Source organism: Chroococcidiopsis sp. SAG 2025, assembly GCF_032860985.1.
In the GTDB taxonomy this organism is placed as follows: Bacteria; Cyanobacteriota; Cyanobacteriia; order Cyanobacteriales; family Chroococcidiopsidaceae; genus Chroococcidiopsis.
In genome coordinates this window covers 27,404-41,902 of record NZ_JAOCNC010000001.1, presented here as the reverse complement: position 1 = coordinate 41,902, position 14,499 = coordinate 27,404, and the positions used below count along the sequence as shown (strand labels likewise).

At 45.5% G+C, this 14,499-nt stretch carries 11 protein-coding genes and 1 pseudogene; 6 read left to right on the top strand and 6 right to left on the bottom strand.

The annotated features are described in order from the left end of the window. Positions 1–44 precede the first annotated feature (44 nt). Positions 45–1,031 carry an ATP-binding cassette domain-containing protein gene (locus tag N4J56_RS00175; RefSeq protein WP_317104603.1) on the top strand — a complete coding sequence of 329 codons (987 nt, stop codon included), beginning with the start codon at positions 45–47 and terminating at the stop codon, positions 1,029–1,031. On the opposite strand, the gene N4J56_RS00170 is transcribed toward N4J56_RS00175, so the two are convergent. The 3 genes from N4J56_RS00170 to N4J56_RS00160 all read right to left on the bottom strand — a co-directional run bounded on the left by N4J56_RS00170 (position 1,028) and on the right by N4J56_RS00160 (position 6,845). After that, positions 1,028–3,463, bottom strand: a complete 2,436-nt coding sequence (locus tag N4J56_RS00170) for a DUF3769 domain-containing protein (RefSeq protein WP_317104602.1) — start codon at positions 3,461–3,463, stop codon at positions 1,028–1,030. The genes N4J56_RS00175 and N4J56_RS00170 overlap by 4 nt on opposite strands. 159 nt (positions 3,464–3,622) lie before the next feature. Continuing rightward, a complete protein-coding gene (locus tag N4J56_RS00165) occupies positions 3,623–3,739 on the bottom strand; it encodes a photosystem II reaction center protein I (RefSeq protein ID WP_015152134.1) in 117 nt (38 codons plus the stop codon). A gap of 220 nt (positions 3,740–3,959) precedes the next feature. Further along, the gene (locus tag N4J56_RS00160) at positions 3,960–6,845 is read right to left on the bottom strand and encodes a hypothetical protein (protein WP_317104601.1); all 2,886 of its coding nucleotides are present in this window, start codon (positions 6,843–6,845) and stop codon (positions 3,960–3,962) included. Between the two features lie 72 nt (positions 6,846–6,917). Here N4J56_RS00160 and N4J56_RS00155 point away from each other — a divergent pair, with 72 nt between their 5' ends. Beyond that, positions 6,918–8,573 (top strand): IS1182 family transposase, encoded by a 1,656-nt coding sequence (locus N4J56_RS00155; protein WP_317104600.1) that lies wholly within the window; start codon positions 6,918–6,920, stop codon positions 8,571–8,573. Here the strand turns inward: N4J56_RS00155 and N4J56_RS00150 are convergent. After that, complete coding sequence (locus tag N4J56_RS00150; protein ID WP_317104599.1) at positions 8,534–9,499, bottom strand: hypothetical protein; 966 nt, start codon at positions 9,497–9,499, stop codon at positions 8,534–8,536. The two genes, N4J56_RS00155 and N4J56_RS00150, sit on opposite strands and share 40 nt — an antisense overlap. A 472-nt stretch (positions 9,500–9,971) precedes the next feature. Between N4J56_RS00150 and N4J56_RS00145 the strand changes: the two genes are divergently transcribed. Both N4J56_RS00145 and N4J56_RS00140 read left to right on the top strand, forming a co-directional pair. Further along, the gene (locus tag N4J56_RS00145; protein WP_317104598.1) at positions 9,972–10,820 is read left to right on the top strand and encodes a hypothetical protein; all 849 of its coding nucleotides are present in this window, start codon (positions 9,972–9,974) and stop codon (positions 10,818–10,820) included. A gap of 54 nt (positions 10,821–10,874) precedes the next feature. Next, positions 10,875–11,213, top strand: a complete 339-nt coding sequence (locus N4J56_RS00140) for a PAS domain-containing protein (protein ID WP_317104597.1) — start codon at positions 10,875–10,877, stop codon at positions 11,211–11,213. A 102-nt stretch (positions 11,214–11,315) separates the two neighbouring features. On the opposite strand, the gene N4J56_RS00135 is transcribed toward N4J56_RS00140, so the two are convergent. After that, on the bottom strand, positions 11,316–12,962 hold the full coding sequence (locus tag N4J56_RS00135) for a DUF6930 domain-containing protein (protein ID WP_317104596.1): 1,647 nt from the start codon (positions 12,960–12,962) through the stop codon (positions 11,316–11,318). A 280-nt stretch (positions 12,963–13,242) separates the two neighbouring features. On the opposite strand from N4J56_RS00135, the gene N4J56_RS00130 reads away from it, so the two are divergent. Next, entirely contained in the window at positions 13,243–13,599 is a 357-nt protein-coding gene (locus N4J56_RS00130) for a HesB/IscA family protein (protein WP_015152130.1), read from the top strand. Between the two features lie 82 nt (positions 13,600–13,681). Then, positions 13,682–14,113 carry a hypothetical protein gene (locus tag N4J56_RS00125; protein WP_317104595.1) on the top strand — a complete coding sequence of 144 codons (432 nt, stop codon included), beginning with the start codon at positions 13,682–13,684 and terminating at the stop codon, positions 14,111–14,113. Positions 14,114–14,169: 56 nt separating this feature from the next. On the opposite strand, the pseudogene N4J56_RS00120 reads toward N4J56_RS00125, so the two are convergent. Continuing rightward, positions 14,170–14,481 (bottom strand): annotated as a pseudogene (locus tag N4J56_RS00120) (CheB methylesterase domain-containing protein); the annotation flags it as partial. Between the last annotated feature and the right edge of the window lie 18 nt (positions 14,482–14,499).

The window sequence follows — 14,499 nt, the reverse complement described above, 5'->3', positions numbered from 1 at the left end:
CTTTTGACTTTCTATTACTCATTCCTTATCACTTAGGTTGCTAAATGTCTATAGTCTTAGTAGAAAATTTAAGTAAAGTTTATCCCGTCGCTGTAAAAGAGCCTGGATTAAAAGGAACTATCAGCCACTTCTTTCGGCGTACGTACCGACAAATTGAAGCAGTCAAGCAAGTTTCGTTTCAAATTGAACCTGGGGAAGTCGTCGGCTTTTTAGGGGCAAATGGAGCAGGCAAAACTACGACGCTCAAAATGCTCACGGGTTTGATCCATCCTTCTAACGGACGAGTTAGGGTAGCCGGACAAATTCCTTTTCAACGCCAACCGGAATTTCTGCGGCAAATTACTTTAGTTATGGGGCAAAAGCAACAACTGATCTGGGATTTGCCAGCTTTAGACTCGCTAAAAATCAATGCTGCAATTTACGGACTTTCGACTCAAGAGTATCGCCGCCGTGTTGGGGAACTGACAGAAATGCTCTCCCTGCAAGGTAAGCTGAATCAACCCGTGCGCAAACTTTCCTTAGGGGAACGCATGAAAGCGGAACTTTTAGCCGCCTTGTTGCATCAACCTAAAGTCTTATTTTTAGACGAACCGACTTTAGGATTGGACGTGAACGCGCAAGTTGGAGTCAGAGAATTTCTGCGGGAATACAATCAAAGGTATGGGGCAACAATTCTGTTAACCAGCCACTATATGGCGGATATTACTGCCCTTTGTCAGCGAGTTTTGGTGATTCATAAAGGACAATTAGTTTACGATGGCAGTCTAGACCAACTTGTGGATAACTTTTCTCCCTATCGCGAAGTGCAGGTAGAACTTGCCCATCCTATAGCCGAACAAGATTTACTACCTTATGGTGAAATTAAAGCCGTTACGGGTCTGTCGGTACGTTTTTGTATCAAACGCGAAGAAATGACGCGGGCAGTCGCAAGAATGCTATCAGAGTTAGAAGTCGTCGATTTAACCGTCACCGATCCGCCAGTCGAAGAGGCGATCGGGCGAGTCTTTACCGCCGGGAAAGTGGCATCTTAATCGCCTCTCTCCACTCCGCCAACTACGGGACGAACTCCAGTAGTCGAGAAAGGATCGCCGCCACCCGTCCAGTTGAAGTCGCTAATTCGCAAGCTGATAGAACCGATTTCTAGTTCGGGATTGTAGCGCAAGACAACGCCGTAGGTACGCCGACTGTATTCTAAAACGTAGTCGGTACTGAGCGTGTCGTTATTATCCAGGTTGAATGATGTTTGAAAACCAATGCGAAAAGGACCATAAAGTTGCTGGGTAAACCCAAAGCCTAAAACCCGAGTATCGGCAGCACGGTCAAACAAAAACGGCGAGATACCACTGCGAATACCTTCGGAATAACTGACATTAACGCGAGTGTAGTCCAAAAAGGGGCGAGAGAAATGACCGATTTGCCCTTCTAGTCCCACCGTACCGATTAAGGTTGATTGGTTGTCGCCATTACTATAGAAACTACTAGTTCCAGTGACACCAGCAAAAGCTGCTAAGTAAGGAACGACTGGAACGGGCGTGTATTTCAGTCCTTGCTCGGCTGTTGCAGGTAAACCTTTTCCTTCCCAAAGTAAAAAACCGCGATTGAGGGCTACACTACCTTGAAAGCGACCGAGAGAAACGCGATCGTTCTCCCGCACGGTGTCTAATAGTTCCAAGCGGTCTGTATTGGCATTGATATATTGATAACCTGCTTGATAGCTTAAATTAATGCCTGTATTTCCCAACGGCACGATGGGAGAATTCACAATTCCACCAATACTACTTTGGACATCTTGATATCCTAATGTACCGTTGTACAAGCGATCGCGATAGCTAGCTTCCAATGAGACGGTATGGGCTAAACGTCCACCAACTAACTGTTGAAAGCGCAAACTGCCACGCAAGTTGTCTTCTAAGTCACCAAAATCTAGACTAGTTAGGATTGCCGAACCAGTTATCGCATTTCTCAATCCCGTACTCGCCCTCAGATTTGCCCTCAAGCCAAAATACTCTGAGTCAAAGAAATTACCATTTCCCTGATCTATTGCCTTTTGCACGAAAAACTGAGGCGTAACGCTGAACTGAACTGCATCAGCATTAAAAATAGGGAAATTGCGTTCGATAAAAATTCCGCCGCGATCGTCGCCATCAAAACCAATTTGAGCCAAGGCGGGGTTGGTTTCGCGCTGGTTGCGATCGATGACTGCTTGGTCGCGGGGAATTGGTAATGAAAATCCTTCGTCGAATACCAAACGCTGCTTTTGGGTACGAATGCGATCGCGCTGAGGTGTTTCTCGCACCAACGTCACCCGATCTGCCCTCAGTTCTAACTCCGGTGGCGAAAATGGGTCGTTCGTAATTCTGACATTTTCTGCCTGCCAGCCTTCGCGGTAGAAATCGATCTTCTCGGCTTCAAACCGCAGCCGCTTCACCGTGCCACCTTTTTGATTTAGTGGAGGAACGCCAGCTATTCCCCTTTTGCTACCGTAGTTGATATTCAGTCCTCCGGCGCTAGTGACTTGCTGTAATAATTGATTGGGGGCAAAGCGATCGCCACCTGGTAAAACGCTACTCGTAGTCACATCAGACCCAATCGGAGCGGCAAAATCTCGACTCGCTGAGGGAATAAAAATTTCCCCTCTACCCCCTTGGAGAGTCCCGCTATCTTGGACGATGTTGAATGTGAATCGTTCTCCCCTTAAGACTTGTTTACCCGTGGTGTAGACGACATTACCTTCACCAACAGCAATTAAATTCGGAATGCTAACTTGCAAGCGATCGGCATTGAGAACTCCATCTTGCAATCTCACCTCAACCCTACCTTCTGCCGTCACGATGCGGCGATTGGCATCGTATTCTTGACGGTCTGAATTGACTTCTATCACCCTGCGTTTAGTCGCTGGGACATTCGTAGGAGTTGATTGCGGTGGTTGCGGCGGCTGTGTTTGCTGAGGAGGACTAGAAGGTGTAGGGGCGCGAAAATCTAATTCTTGAGGACGATTAGGGTCAAGCTCTGAAGGGTTAGTTGGTGTTGCGACTTGTGCCAACAGCTTGTTAAATTTGACGATCGCCCCAGACGGGCGAAAAGCTGGAATCGGTTGCGCTGGTCTTTTAACGGCAGAAGTACGATGGCAAATAGCAGTAGGGGAGCAAATCAAATGTTCTTCTACCTTTTGTCTTTTGCCCTCTGTCTTACCAATTGGTTCTATACCTATATCTGTCTGAACAATATCAAACTGCTCCGCACCATAACTGACGTTTACTTCAGAACCTAACATCACAGCCTTTTTTATGGCGATCGCGGCTGCGGTTCTGGTCGTCGCTGCTGGGGAGGAAGCAGATTTGGCTGTCAACAATTCAGCAACAGCAAAAGGTCGATCTCCTCGACTGCGGGGCGAGAAAATTTGCTTTGGTGGTAGGTGTTGAATGAGAGCGGGTGGTTTGGGCGGTGGCACAGATTGAGTCATATTTCAGCTAAAGATGCAAACAACCAGCCCAGAGTATAACCAACCAACGCACAGCTTTACCGCTTATTGATAGAAATCGAGCGCGTTGGCAAATCCAAACGCGCTGTCACATCACTTGCTAGTAAAGGTTTCTTTTTATCGTTACCTAGTTATCATTACCTAGTCGAGATCTCTCCGACCGGGGTTACGAGCTGGGTCATTAGACAAAAAGCCAAAGACGAACAGCGTCAAGAAAAAACCAACAACGATATATACGACAATCTTAAGCGTCAGCATAGGTGTATCTCCAAGCTGTATGAGAAGCTGATATTTGTGTCTGATTCAACTCAGACAGCTCTACTAATAATACCTTAATAAGCGGCTAGGGACTAAAGAGACTATTAGGGGAGGGCAAGGGAGACTGTTAAAATTCAAAATTCAAAATTCAAAATTTTCCGACTTTCGACTTCCCACAACACCCTTTCTTGACTGCTCCCTGCACCGAAGCGCTCCCTGGTCACTGGTCACTGATAACTGCTTCTGGCTTGTCGTCTCGGTCTGGTTGGTAAAGTTGTTTTGGTGTTGCTACGCTCATTCCTGCTACTGGTGCGGCAGTCGTCATGATCTTGGTACGGCTTTGAGACTTCCAGTGCTGATATCGCAGGAAAGGAAATGAAGCGACTTTTTTCGCTAAGGCCCAGAAGAATACGTAACTGGCTAGCAATCGCTCAAAAGCCCCAAATCGAGATTCTCTCAAATCCTCAATCAGTTCTTTTTGATCTTCGGCATTTTGGTCTTTAAAGTAAAAAGCGGCATTTCTGAAGTAAAAATACTCATCGTTATCTTCTAAAACGATCGCGCTACTGAAGCCTTTGCGGGCAATTTCAGGATTAGCACCCATGACAACAACTTCCGGTCCGACATCAATGTTTCTCACGCCGTCTGCTTGTTTGCCCGTCATAATTGCAGCGTTTTCTTGGTGTTTTTGCTTCTGTCCCCGTCTACCATCGGGTACGCCCAAAAATAGCAAAGTCCCTCTCACGACTCGGTGTCCAAAATCATGCAATAAATCGTCTTCTGGATTTGCCCCATGAACTTCTAAAGAAGCAATTCCGTAGCTGAGAGAAAACAATTTGCTGACATAGGATTTTAATAATTTGCTCACCCAAGTTACGTCACCAATTACCAAGGTTCTTTTGCCAATTCGGGCGAGGAGTTGCCTGCCTTGAAAATAGCGCAGTCCTAGCGTCCACAGCCAAGAGCCGAAAATGTATATGGCAATGTCAACTAAATGAACAACAGGATTAACTATTCCCAAAAGAACTGCATCTTGGGGTATATGAGCTATCCAAACAATCAGATCCAAAATTGTCTTAGCTAAGGGAATTGTATGACCGAAAGGAATTGCCCATCCGACTGTAATCGCAACATATAAAGCATGAATTCCCCACGCTAGAGGCGTTTCTAAGATATGGAGCGCCCATGTGCGACCACCTGCAATTAGAGTTTGTCGGATCGCAGTTTCAATTGTGTTTCCAGTTGGAGTTGTCCCCATAATTTGCACGACATTGATATCGAGAAAGTCATCCTTCATCTTTTCTAAGGCAGCGAGACTTTCTTGAGTCAAGGTCATCCCAAAGGGGCTGGAGTCAGGAAAATGATGTTTGACCTGCTTCGCTAGATAAAGTAACAATTCCGTTAAAGTATGTTGAGCTGCGGCAACTGCGATCGTGGCAGGTTCAGAAGTTCTGCGTCCGCTCCCATTGACGAAGATATTGTGACGCACAGTATTTGAGTGCTTCGGTTGAATCACCCGAGAGCCTAAAAAACTGCTTAACTCTCCAGTTAAAATAAATAGCTCGCCGATGATGTCTTGCCTAAATAGCTGGTCGAAGGTATTAATTGCCTGTACTGTAGGAAAAGTTTGACCCGATTGAGTAATCGCTAGGACGATGGAATCTTTACCGAGCTGCAAGCTGCTAAAGCCGTGCTGAAGTTGCTGCAAAACTTCGTTGGAAGAGATGACCCGCACGTTGAGCCACGGAAAGACAATCTTTAAATCCTGGGCAAATCTCTCTCCCAACCACAAACTATTTTCTACACCTGTCACGAGCAGATCGACAGACGGTAATTGCTGCATGTGTCCGGTCAACCCAGCACGCACCATTTTTTGCCGCTTTTGCTCGAATTTATGCGCCTTTTCACAAAAGAGATGAACCAGATAATCTGCACTTTGGCGATCGAGTGAGGCTGAATTCTGCCACGATAGTCTAATTTCTGCCAGAATTGGCGGGATTTCTCGACAGTCAGCCGCAATTGGATCTATGGTGTCGTTTTCAGGATATTTAACCTGGGGTAGATAGGGATGGTCTGCCATCGATATCCATCTATCCTTGAGGTCTGATGAAGCGACTTCGCATTTTTGACTCATCGAGTAAATTGCAATGTCTTTGGCTGTAACCATTGCAATTTCTCCCATTTTCTGGTCTAAGTCCAAACGGTAAGATTCTGGTAAATTCAGTAACACAGCATCAACGGCGGCTGGTTCGGAGGCATAAACCATGTATTCGTCTTGCCAATTGAAGCCAACGGACATTGGTTGTCCTTGAGCGCTCAGTACCAGCCGTCCTTCGTCTAGAGTAGAAACCGTAACTAAGCCAAAACTCCCTTCCGCTCTCGACATGAACGTTTTGGTGGCAAAATATAAGTCGTTATGAAAGAAAGCATGAATTGCCGTTCTGACAAAGGTGACTCTTCTTTGCCAAGACCATTGGCTCATCGAGCTGTCGTTGGTCGTTGCTTGGAGAATATCGTGTTCCAGACGACAAAAGTATTGGCTACAGGCGGGAGAATCTGGAGCTGCTAAAAGCTTGCGATATAGCACGAAGATATTTTCAAACGTGGCTGCCCAATTGCTAATGTTTTGCGGGGAAGGGGTTGTATTTGGGGCATCAACGGCGGGTTTTTGTCCGCCAAAAGCTGACTCGATTGAAGGAGCGATCGCCAGTTGATAGGCTAATCTTACCGAAGCATCCCACATACCTTGAGTCACTAGTAGATCCATCATGCCCGCAATTTTGGGCGAATCTCCCCGCGCGTGGTTGGGGGTATGCAAAACTCTTTCTAACCACCAGCCTAACTCGGTATTTCCAATTGAGCGATCGAACAGCGTCCAAGCATCAAAATCGCCGTTGTGGGTAATCCGATGATTGACGTTTTTGTACTGGTGAACCCACTCTCCCTCAAGAAATTGCCATACAGATGCTTGTCTGGCACTCATCCATTCATGCCAATGAGTTTCCAATACAGCAGGGGGTCCGCTCGTTCCAAAGCGATAGTGCCACACCCCCGTCACTGTCGATTCTAGGGGTTTAATACCTGCTGATACTGTTGGCGAATTCATGAGAGAAAAATCAGAATTAGCTGCCTTGCGTAGGATTAAGGTAAAGACCAAGCTAGTTAGTGGAGGTGCAATATGTCCATGCAACCCCAAACCATTCCTCCGATTCCAGAGAATACGGTAGTGGTTGCAAGAGCAGCTTTTCCTAAAGGCAATCTCTACATCCAAATTCGGGATAACCTTGGCAGCATCTACCAAGATGAAACCTTCGCATCACTATTTTCTAAACGTGGACAACCTGCTCAAGCTCCTTGGCAACTGGCACTTGTTTGTGTAATGCAGTTTATAGAGAATTTATCTGACCGCCAAGCTGCTGATGCTGTTCGTGCGCGGATTGATTGGAAATATGCACTCAGTCTTTCCCTGAGCGATCCAGGATTCGATTACTCAATTTTGAGTGAATTTCGCACTCGTCTAATTGCAGGCAATGCAGAACAAGAGCTGCTGGACAAGTTGTTGGAGCAATTACGATCCAAGGGATTGCTCAAAGGACACAAACGGCAACGGACGGATTCAACTCATGTTCTGGCTGCCATTCGGATTCTAAATCGACTGGAAACGTTGGGAGAAACATTTCGTGCTGCACTCAATAGTTTAGCTGTCGCAGCTCCAGATTGGCTGGAAGAGCATTTACAAGATGCTTGGTTTGACCGCTACAGTCGTCGCACCGAGAACTATCGGTTGCCTAAGTTAGACAGCGAGCGAGAAGAATTGGGTCGCACGATTGGCAAGGATGGATTTGCGTTGTTAGATGCAATTTACGATTGGGCTACTCCAGAGTGGATGCGACAAATTCCAGCCGTTGAGACACTGCGACGGATTTGGATGCAACAATTTTACGCACCCACTGAAGACGGGAACGTGCAATGGCGCTCGCCCAAAGACATGCCACCATCCACACTGGCAATTCATTCACCCTATGATGTAGAGGCGCATTACAGTTCCAAACGTAGTGTTGATTGGGTCGGTTACAAAGTTCACCTCACTGAAACTTGCGATCGGGATTGTCCGCACTTCATCACTGGAGTATGCACTACCCTATCAACAATATCTGATGATGCAGTCGTTGAATCTGTCCATCAAAGCCTATCGAAAAAATCACTTCTACCCGAAGAGCATTTGGTGGATACAGGGTATGTAACAGCTGACCATATTGTTAATAGTCAGGCAAACTATGGAATCGAACTGCTTGGAAAAGTTCGTATCAATCCCAGTTGGCAGACCCAAAATAACTCTAAGTTTTCTGCTGAGCAGTTTGAAGTGGATTGGGATAATCAAGTCGTCACCTGTCCTAAAGGGCATCAAAGTATCATTTGGCGACCCAAGATTGACAATCGTGGCTTGAGAGTCGTTCACGTCCACTTTTCTCAAGCTGATTGTCGTCATTGTCCAGTCCGAAAACGTTGTACCCACTCTAAAGCTGCCCGAAGATTGACATTACAACCTCAAGCCAAATACAACGCTCTACGTCAGCGACGGCAGGTGCAAGAAACGTCAGAGTTTAAGCAACTCTACCAGCAACGAGCGGGAGTGGAGGGAACATTATCGCAAGGCGTGAGACGTTCTGCCTTAAGGCAGTCTCGATATGTTGGATTGGCGAAAACACATCTTCAGCATATCCTGATTGTCACTGCTCTCAATTTGGTTCGCTTGTCTGCTTGGCTCTCAGCTATCCCACTGGCTCAAACTCGCTACTCTCGATTTATGGAGCTTAAGCCCCAAATAGCGTAGCTTTTTTTCTCCCATGAATTCGCCAACAGTATCCCTGCTAGTGCTACTCTGCGTCTTTCTGCTGCAAAAGCTGTTTCAAGCGATTTTGTCAAATTGTCTCTTTTTTTGTTGACAACTTTTTTGCCAACAAATACAGTCTGTTTATCTCGGTTTGTTGCCACAATCATTCTACCACCAGCTTGTTCGCCGCGGATTTCTGTCTCTCGCCCCATTTCATGAAAGATATTGACGACTCTCTCTGGCAAAAGCTGGCGCGGATCGTCGTCGGCATTGCGCTGACCTAAAAAGCCAAAGTTACCGCAACAAAAAATCTCTGCAACTCCAGTCACTAACGCTGCAAGATCGGACCAGGAGCTAAGAATAATTAGCAAATTAGCACCCAGAAAAGTCTGACTAAAAAACGTGCTAATCAAAGCGATCGCCTGACGATCTCTCGTCCAAATACTGCCGAAACTATCAGCAGAAAGTTGCCATAATATGGCAATAGCAAGAAGGTTAAAATAAACCCCGCCAAGAGCTTTAATTCTGATCCGCCAAGGAGTGAGATCGCCTGCTGCCACCCATAAATCGACTCGATCGCATCCTGGAATAAATATTGGCTGAAAAGGAAGTAGCGAGCGCAATGTAGCAGCTATACTTCTATGTTCGAGAATATTGACGAGACAGAGAACATTTGGTTGTCGGTCGAGAGTGGCGATCGCGATCGCGTGTCCCAAGCCATGAATGAAAATCGCACCGTTCCAAACTAATCTGAGCAGCGTTGCACTTGATAGAGATAGTAAAAAATTTAGAGGAAAATTAAAATTATCTGTACTAACAACCGTAATGAGCGCAGCAGCCGTAACTTCTGGAAAAACATTTTTGAAAAAAGAAAAAACATTCTGCCAGCACAACAACCGAACCAAAAGCAATTGGATAATTTCCATAAAATAACTGTTGACTCCGAGCGTAAAGATGCAACCTTGATGACTCAAATTGCAATATAAAAGAGAAGCCAATTAATATATTGTATGTTTCGATACTGAAATCTAGTATTTGTTAATACTTGTAACGCAAAGTGTTTATGACACAAGAAAAAAACATCTATCATCAGACAGAAATCTACTAAGAATTAGCAATTGGGATCGATCGGTACACCAAACGCTTAGCCTCACGGGAAATGCCTTCGATGTAATTTTGCACCAAACTTTTCAAGTTTAGGGTAAGCGAACTCTTGTACGCAAATAACTGTATGAATTCATACTCAAATATTAAATCAGTGCAAATAAAGTGCAAAAAAACTAGGAACGATTCTCAAGATTGCGAGGCTTAATGTAATTATTTGCAAGACTAAACAGTTTACTAAGTAGCGTTATTAAGAGTAAGATAAAAGCTGCTCTAGAGGTTTTGTTGTTTACTATGAAAGTAGAGTTTCGTAAACTGCATCGTCAGCTTGCTCCAATTCTTTTTTTACCTCTACTTGCTAGTGCGCTGACTGGAGTTACATACCGCTTGGGCAAAAGTTGGTTTGGAGTTTCCAACTCAGTTGGTGATGTTTTGATGACAATTCATCAAGGTGAATATCTAGGCAAACGACTCGTTCCCATATACATTATTCTGATTAGCTTGGGGATATTGGGAATGAGCGTAACAGGTACGCATTTACTCGATCGTCGGAGTAGCGATCGCGAACTGGCAAAACCGAATATTCGCAATATCCATCGGCTGCTCGCATTGATTTTACTTTTACCACTTTCAATTAGCGCCGAAACAGGTGTAGCTTACACAATAGCAAGGGACTGGCTCGGTTTATCTAGAGAGCAAATCGGATTTTTGCTAGAAATTCATCAGGGATTATATTTAGGAGGAACATTCAGTAATTTTTACATTCTCTTATTAGGTTCGGGTTTAATAGCACTATTAATTGCTGGAATTAGGATGACTTCGTTAATCGGCAGTCAAATTCCGCGACAGCAACCGCAGCAATCTCCCGTTCAAACATTATCACCCTCTGCTTTAGCTAATACAGTTGCCTTACTACGCAGACAGGCTTGGCTGGGACTCATCTTATTTTTAATTGTATTTTGTAGCTCTCTGTACGGCATAACGTCACGAGTCGTTCTGAAAAAATATAACGTAGCAGTGTCTGATGTATCGCAATCTAATTTTTCTGCTCAAGACTTGCTAATTCCAATTGGGATTCTCGGCTTGGTCTGTGGCGTATTAGGTGCGATCGTAGTAGAGAAACTAATTCAGAACTGGCGGTGACAAAAAGAAGTTCAAGCTGCCTTATATGAAAGTGAAACGGCGAGTAGTACGATATTGAGGGCGCTGCCAGATTCTATATTGCGGATGAAACAAGATGGTACGTGTCTGAGTTATATGCCAGCAAAAGAAGCTAATTCGTTTACTTTGAATGGAGATATCCTAGGTAAGAACGTGAATGAGTTCTTGCCAGCAGAAACGGCACAACAGCTGATTGAATATGCTCGATTAGCTCTGAGAACTGGCGCAACTCAGATTTTTCAATTTCCGGTTTCTTTCAAGGACAAACAGCAGTACCAAGAAGCACGAATTAGTACAATTGGCGATAAAGAATTTTTGATTATTTTTCGCGATCTCGCCAATTTAGAGCAACATAAAGTAGAACAGACTCAGTGACCAGGGAGCAGCGAGCAGCGAGCAGCGAGCAGCGAGCAGCGAGCAGAGGAGCAGGGGAGAACCGACTACCAACTACCAACTACCAATCACCAATAACCGCACTTATTCAATCTGTGGCATTAACTGAAGCATTCCAATGCCTAAATCTTTAGATGAAAGAGATCGCGCTTCAAACAGTGCCATCATATCTTTCATTTGGGGTTGTCCCCGCGAAGCACCCATTAGACCTCTCGCGACGATTAAGCCACAATAGCCTTTGGTATGCTTGCAGCGATCGTTCCACTTCTTTCTCGCGACGACGTGAACTGGATCGTCTTCTAAAAATTCGCCAAACAAAAATAATTCCCCATTGTTGGTTTGCAATACTCCTAAATCATAGCGATCGCCACCAAACGGATCTGCTCCGGGATTAAAACCGATACCTCTAAGTCCTCCCGCGCTCAAGATAACCTCGATCGCTTCTTTGGCTTTAGGACGGGAAGTTTGAATCAAAATCACTGGCAATCCATCTCCTGCTTCTGTAGGCTTGCCGACTTGCTGATGGGTGACTTTCTGGCGCAATTGTTGCACCATTTCCCAAGACACAACCCCCAAACTGAGAAAAGAATCTTCTGGGATTAGGTCGTCCCGTAAAGACTGAAATAGAGGCATGTCGTCCAAATCTTCTGCTTCTATTGCCTCAGTTGCAACTGCATCTGCCATTTCCTCTAACTCTGTAGCCAAATTCGGCAAGGTGGAGACAGTCACGCTGAGGGGGTGAGATTTTTTCTCCGACTGGGATGAGGGTAGTGTAATGCGATAATTGCGGCTAATCTCAGGGAAAGTTTTCCCGCCTAGTTGTCGGCGCTCGTTTCGCAAAAAGCGATTTAAAGCTTCCAAAGCCACAAAAACAGCACTAGCCTCCTCCTCATAGAGGACAGAGCGCAGTCCTTCTAGAGGATGGATATTACCAAAAGATGGCTCAATCTCCGATAGGGGTAGGTCTGCTAGATCGACAAATTCTCCACCACCATCCATATCTTCCGAGCGCTCGAAAGTGAGAAATAAGCAATCTTGTTTGAGAAAAGCTTCTTCTAGCTGTTCTGTGGCATCTTCTTCAATCAAAACTTTCGCTCGAAATCTTTGCAAGGATTCAGCAGAGCGATAGAGCAAAATGCCATATTCCATCCCTAACATTCCCATCACAGAAATATATAGGGTTTCGATATCAAAATGGTTGAGCTTGACGGCGATAATTTGGTGTTCTTCTAACAACTCCCAAGGAGCAGCTTGCCAAATCTCAAATGCTTTCTTTTTGAGTGCGGTGGCATATTGTGGTGGTAATTCGGGGGGATGAGCTTCTCCAAATTCTTCAAAGCCGCGATACAATTCATCAATTAGCGGTAGATCGGGGACGTAATCGATCACGATGTCTAATTCTTGTAACACGCCGCGCAAGTAAAACTGAATTTCGCGATCGCGCACGACAATTTTTTGAGGACGAGCGGGTTTGGCGGGACTGTTGGGATGCTCCATTGCCCGCAACAGCGTGCGCACGACAACTTCGGGTCCGCTGTCAGTAGCCACGACATCCATTGCTCGCACGACTCCTTGAGAGCCATCGACCCACAAAATACACTCGCTCCCTGCCTCTGCGTCCCCTCTGGGGCTTGGCGCTGATAACGTGCGGCGATCGCCCTCCCAGACACAAGGAATTTGATTCAATTTCTGCAAACGCCGTCGCGTGGAGCTATTTAACGAAGTTGTCATAGACCAACCAAGCCAATCAGGGAGACAGTGCAAACTTTCGATCTTACTTAGGTGTGGGAGCTGTAGTTAAGCAATTGGCAGCCTTGCCTCAGCCAACAGGAGTTGTATTTTCCCCGATCCCGTTTCATCCAATTAGACCTATCAATTCTAGGATAGAAATCTTTGTGGTGCTTTGGTCAGGATCGTTGACAATTTCTCAAACCGCACCTCTGTTGCCGTTACAATGGACGAAAAAGCTGCATATTGCATTCTAAAACCATACCAGGAGTTGTAACAGTCTATGACATCAGCAACCCAGTCTCAACAACGAGGCATTCAGTTAACCCAAGCAGCTCTGCAACACATTTCATTTCTGCGCGATCGCCAAGGGCAAGACCTCTGCTTGCGGGTGGGAGTGCGTCAGGGTGGCTGCTCTGGAATGTCTTACATGATGGATTTTGAAGATATTAGTAAAGTTAGAGCCGATGATGAAGTCTACGATTACGAAGGTTTCAAGATCGTGTGCGATCGCAAAAGCATCTTATACCTTTATGGCTTACAGCTAGATTACAGTAATGCCATGATCGGTGGCGGCTTCCAATTCACGAACCCCAACGCCAATCAAACTTGTGGCTGCGGGAAATCGTTTGGTGTTTAATAGGTAGAGTTGACAGTTGACAGTTAACGGTTGACTGTCAGCCGTTAACCGTTAACTATTTACCTACTTTCTTTCATTAACAATGACCGATACTGTCTCATCTTTATTTGAATCAGCACTCGAACGCTACAAGGCTGGCGAAGAACCAGAGAAGTTAATTCCAGTTTTTCAAGACATTTGCGATCGCGCTCCCAAAAGCAGCGCTGCTTGGACTTGTTTGGCGTGGTTGTATTTATTAAGCGACAAATCAAACGCTGCCCTCAAAGCGGCGCAAAAGGCAGTTAAGTTACATCCCCAAGATGCCCAGTCCAGAGTTAACCTTGCCGTAGCAATGCTGGAAACCGGACAAAAAGGCGTGCGAGAACACGTCGATCGCGCCATGCAGTTTATCATGGTTGATTCCGATATGCGAGATGAAGTCAAGCAAAACATTGCCGATGGCATGAGCCGCAAACCAGATTGGCAAAGCATGGAACGAGTTAGGAAGTGGTTGTTTGAAGCTTCTGAAAGTTAGTTAATGGTTGATGGTTAATTGCTAATGGCTAATTGACAACTGATAACTGCTAACGGTTATCTGCTAAAAACTCGACTCAGCACGAAGGGAGCTATGCTTTGAATCGGTAAGGTGTATTGCGCGGCTCCTAGAGCGATCGCTTCTTTTGGCATTCCAAACACGATGCTGCTTGCCTCGTCTTGAGCAATTGTCACTCCTCCGGCTTGAGCGATCGCTTGCATCCCTGTAGCACCATCTCTACCCATTCCTGTGAGTAGCACGCCCATCATTCCTTTGCTATAAAACTGGGCAGCAGATTTAAACATCACTGTAACTGAGGGGCAGTGACCATCTACAACGCCAGTTGCTCGGTTAAGAGTAAACTTGCCTAGTGGGACTTTAAAACT

What these genes read in the sequence shown, in the direction of transcription:
- N4J56_RS00165 (WP_015152134.1), bottom strand. Translation starts at nt 3,739, where the DNA reads ATGCTGACGCTTAAGATTGTCGTATATATCGTTGTTGGTTTTTTCTTG.
- N4J56_RS00170 (WP_317104602.1), bottom strand. Translation starts at nt 3,463, where the DNA reads ATGACTCAATCTGTGCCACCGCCCAAACCACCCGCTCTCATTCAACAC.
- N4J56_RS00125 (WP_317104595.1), top strand. Translation starts at nt 13,682, where the DNA reads ATGACCGATACTGTCTCATCTTTATTTGAATCAGCACTCGAACGCTAC.
- N4J56_RS00150 (WP_317104599.1), bottom strand. Translation starts at nt 9,499, where the DNA reads ATGGAAATTATCCAATTGCTTTTGGTTCGGTTGTTGTGCTGGCAGAAT.
- N4J56_RS00135 (WP_317104596.1), bottom strand. Translation starts at nt 12,962, where the DNA reads ATGACAACTTCGTTAAATAGCTCCACGCGACGGCGTTTGCAGAAATTG.
- N4J56_RS00160 (WP_317104601.1), bottom strand. Translation starts at nt 6,845, where the DNA reads ATGAATTCGCCAACAGTATCAGCAGGTATTAAACCCCTAGAATCGACA.
- N4J56_RS00145 (WP_317104598.1), top strand. Translation starts at nt 9,972, where the DNA reads ATGAAAGTAGAGTTTCGTAAACTGCATCGTCAGCTTGCTCCAATTCTT.
- N4J56_RS00130 (WP_015152130.1), top strand. Translation starts at nt 13,243, where the DNA reads ATGACATCAGCAACCCAGTCTCAACAACGAGGCATTCAGTTAACCCAA.
- N4J56_RS00155 (WP_317104600.1), top strand. Translation starts at nt 6,918, where the DNA reads ATGTCCATGCAACCCCAAACCATTCCTCCGATTCCAGAGAATACGGTA.
- N4J56_RS00175 (WP_317104603.1), top strand. Translation starts at nt 45, where the DNA reads ATGTCTATAGTCTTAGTAGAAAATTTAAGTAAAGTTTATCCCGTCGCT.